Origin of the sequence: Plectonema radiosum NIES-515 (assembly GCF_025753815.1) — a bacterium.
GTDB lineage: Bacteria > Cyanobacteriota > Cyanobacteriia > Cyanobacteriales > Nostocaceae > Hassallia > Hassallia radiosum_A.
Map to the genome: position 1 here is coordinate 1 of NZ_JAOWRF010000099.1, position 3,596 is coordinate 3,596.

2 protein-coding genes and 3 pseudogenes are annotated in these 3,596 nt (G+C 43.3%); 3 read left to right on the forward strand and 2 right to left on the reverse strand.

The genetic code is table 11. The annotated features are described in order from the left end of the window. From OGM63_RS06430 to OGM63_RS30090, 3 genes and pseudogenes are all read left to right on the forward strand, one after another. A partial coding sequence (locus tag OGM63_RS06430) for a DICT sensory domain-containing protein (RefSeq protein ID WP_318528415.1) occupies positions 1–1,401 on the forward strand: 1,401 nt, incomplete at its 5' end. After that, the gene (locus OGM63_RS06435) at positions 1,391–2,029 is read left to right on the forward strand and encodes a pentapeptide repeat-containing protein (RefSeq protein ID WP_263744671.1); all 639 of its coding nucleotides are present in this window, start codon (positions 1,391–1,393) and stop codon (positions 2,027–2,029) included. The genes OGM63_RS06430 and OGM63_RS06435, both read left to right, overlap by 11 nt. A 69-nt stretch (positions 2,030–2,098) precedes the next feature. Then, positions 2,099–2,263: pseudogene (locus tag OGM63_RS30090) on the forward strand (DUF8639 family protein). A gap of 236 nt (positions 2,264–2,499) precedes the next feature. On the opposite strand, the pseudogene OGM63_RS06440 reads toward OGM63_RS30090, so the two are convergent. Together OGM63_RS06440 and OGM63_RS06445 are read right to left on the reverse strand one after the other, a co-directional pair. Next, a pseudogene (locus OGM63_RS06440) lies at positions 2,500–2,937 on the reverse strand (Clp protease N-terminal domain-containing protein); the annotation flags it as partial. 138 nt (positions 2,938–3,075) lie between these two features. Next, positions 3,076–3,330 (reverse strand): annotated as a pseudogene (locus OGM63_RS06445) (ArsR/SmtB family transcription factor); the annotation flags it as partial. Positions 3,331–3,596: the final 266 nt, after the last annotated feature.

The window sequence follows — 3,596 nt, forward strand, 5'->3', positions numbered from 1 at the left end:
CCCCCTCCCATGTTAGAAGGCTCATTACTCCAACAACTAGAAACTACCCACCGTCACAGCACCAGACCAATTCGCTTTGGGGTGTATTATAAAAATACGCTAGTCTCACTGTGCCATGCCCTAGAAGACCATATTTTAAGCGACGATACTAAACCTTTAGTAATCACAGCCTTTCAACAGGGTAAATGGTATTTGCAAGAAGCCGATCGCTATGCAGATATTGCCAAAAAATCCCGCCAAATCGTTATCATGGCTGCCCCAGATGCAGGTTTTGCTGAACATCCCACCAGCCTTTTTGACAATGTAGACTTGGTAGCCTTAAATACGAGCGATCCAGTCGCTCAAGAGTGGCACTTAATCATTCTCTCCCCAAGATACACAGCAATGGTGCTTTGTCAAGAGCTATCCGATGCTGATTATGGCGCGGCAGGGCTTCCAGCATCGGATCAGGAGCGGAAATTTTATGGTTTGTGGACATTTGAGCCAGAGTTAGTACATCAAACAGCTTCTTTAGCGATCGCCCACATCAAACCATACAATTTAGAATTAGCAAACAAACTCAAAGCACATAAACAGACAATTCAGCCTGCGATCGCCACATCAGAAAACTTGAGTGCAGTAGTCTCCCGTGTGGTAGACTATCTTCAGACTGGGCAAGAGAATTTATCTATACCCACAGCCCTAAATAAACAGAGCTTGGATCGCAACTTGGTTTCCAACGAAATTCAAGCATTTTTGCGAATGGCACAACTCATGGATATGGCTGATGTCAAGAATCCAATGGCAGCAGCAGAAGTAGTAGTGCTTTGTGAGGCGATCGCTCAAGTGTTGGATCTTCCCGCATGGCAAGTTAAAAGATTGCGCCTTGCTGGTTTGCTACATCGCATAGATCCATTACAAAAAGCAGAAAGCATTCTCACACCCGGTACATCTACACGTTATCACGAAGATGCTCCTAGCAGTCCCCTAACTTGTCCCTTAGTACCAGGAGCGCAGGTATTGCGAACCATGCCGCGACTGCGAGCAGTAGCACAAATTATTACTCATCAAACCGAATGGTGGGATGGTACAGGTGAACCAGCTGGCTTATCTGGCGATGAAATTCCCTTAGAATCGCGAATTTTAGCATTGGTAGCAGATTTTCAGTGGCGAGTCAATGAGAACCAAGCATCTCAATTGAGTCGGGAAGATATATTTGCTCAAGCTTTAGAAGAGTGCAGACAGCTACAATCGACGCGCTTTGATCCTAAACTAATAGATACTCTGACTTTATTAGTCATGGGCTTGCAACAAGGAATCGAATTACCTCTGATGACACCTAAAGTTAGTGCCGGGATGTGGTTACTTGATGCGAGGCTAGATAGCGAAATTAAAACTGCGGTTATGAAAAATGAATATTGAAGCATTGCGATCGGGAAAACTTAAACAGCTTCCAGGGGCAGATTTAGAAGACGAGGAACTGACTAGATTAGATTTAAGCCGCATTAATCTGGCTGGTGCCAACCTTGTCGGCACAAATTTGGCTAATTCTAAACTCGAAGGTGGGCATCTAGAAGGAGCTAACTTAATGGGAGCCATCCTCGTGCAAACTGACTTGCGAGCGAATTTGATGGGGGCAAACTTGATGCAAGCAGATTTGACAGGTGCTGATTTGCGTGGTAGTAACTTGCGGGGTGCTAACTTGATGGGAGCCACACTCAGCGACGTTTCTTTAGCGGGTGCTTTTTTAAGCGGTAGCAATTTGATGAATGTCAACTTGCAAGGTGTTGATTTGCGTGGTGCTGATTTAAGGGGTGCAAACCTGACCGGCGCAAATCTTAAAGGTGCAGACTTGAGCCGCGCAGATTTGCAAGGTGCGTTGTTGAGTGAAGCAAATTTAGAAGAAGCTGACTTACGCTCTGCGAATTTAGCGGGAGCGAATTTAACAGGAGCAAACTTGCTGTGTGCTGAGTTAAACGGTGCCAATTTAAGCGGGGTTAACTGGGATAGAGCTTGTTTGGTAGGAACTCTGGTTGAGAAGAGTTCTTAAAGGTTGGAAAAACAGCAATAGGTGTTTTCACCTTTTAAGATGTAAACCGCAAAAAATTCCTCCACCCTTATGACTGTAAAACCCCAGACCAAAAAAGACTTTTTTACTGCAAGCACTACTATAAATATCAATCAAGAAAGAAAAAATGAAAAAGTTCTATGTTCTCATTGTCAGCGCCCAAGGTAGAACGGTATTAAATGTAAAGGAATTTGTGTGGCTGAGAATGACTATTAAGATATGAATTTTAAACAGTTGTCTCAAGCACTGCTAAAGCAACCCTTGCCGGACGCATCCAAATTCTTGCTCATCCACAACAACGTGAATACTATTTGGTGAGGATAAATACTCACAATGCCATTGATATCACCCCATCATAAATACCTTATTTCGGAATGGTAAAAAACTAATTGTAGGCGTTTCCACAAGTGTTGAGGTGAAAATGCGTCATAATCCTAAGTTAAAGCGCTTCGCAGTCGTTGTTCCAAAGAAACCAAATCTACCCCAAGATTTTCTAGAACCCTGACACCGGCGCCTCCTCCTTCTTCGAGAATGCCTAACAACAAATGCTCTGTACCAACATAGTTAACATTAAGTTGTCGTGACTGTTCTACCGAAAGTTCTAACACTTGCTTTGCCCTTGGTGTATAAGGAATATCTAAAGGTGTATTACCTTTACCTCTGCCAATAATTTTTTCTACTTCTATTTGAGCATTTTCCAAGTTTACCCCCACTGAGGTGAGAAACTGTGCGGTAAAACCGCTACCTTCGCCAACTAATCCGAGTAAAATTTGTTCTGTGCCGACATATTGATGTCCCAAACGTCTCGATTCACCTTGAGCGATATTGATGGCTATAATTGCTTTTTGGGTGAATCTTTCATAACCGTTAAGGTGGAATCTACCCGACATAAACCCATAAAGCTGTTCAAAGATAGATGCAAAAAATTGTTCAATCATATTGCCTTCCTGTTGTGACATATTGCTTATCGGTTGAATAATGCGATCGCTTTTCGCTTTCCCTGTAGTTAAAAAAGACAATAAATCTTCCATCGTCTCAGCATTTGCTGAATACCACAGAAATTGCTTATCCTTTCGGCTATTAACCAACTTCTCAATTCGCAGTTTCTCCAAATGGTGCGATAGCGTCGAGTTCGGAATCTTCAGCTTTTGGTGAATCTCTCCTACAGTCATCCCCTCTGGATAAGCTGCAAACAGCAACCGCATTATTTCCAGACGAGGTTCCGACCCCAATGCAGCAAATATATCTGCATACCGAGCGGTGTCTTGATTATCTTCAACCATATTTCTAGAATAATCGAAATAAATAAAATGTCAACACTAATATTTTGGGAGTGGGGAGTGGGGAGTGGGGAGTGGGGAGTGGGGAGTTTGGAGTTTGGAGTTAGGAGTTAGGAGTTAGGAGTGAGGAGTTAGGAGTTTGGAGTTAGGAGTTTGGAGTTAGGAGTTTGGAGTTAGGAGTTTGGAGTTTGGAGTGAGGAGTGAGGAGTTATGAATTGCTTTATTTCCTTGTCCCCCTTGTCCCCCTTGTCCCCCTTGTCCCCCTTGTC

What these genes read in the sequence shown, in the direction of transcription:
- OGM63_RS06435 (WP_263744671.1), top strand. Translation starts at nt 1,391, where the DNA reads ATGAATATTGAAGCATTGCGATCGGGAAAACTTAAACAGCTTCCAGGG.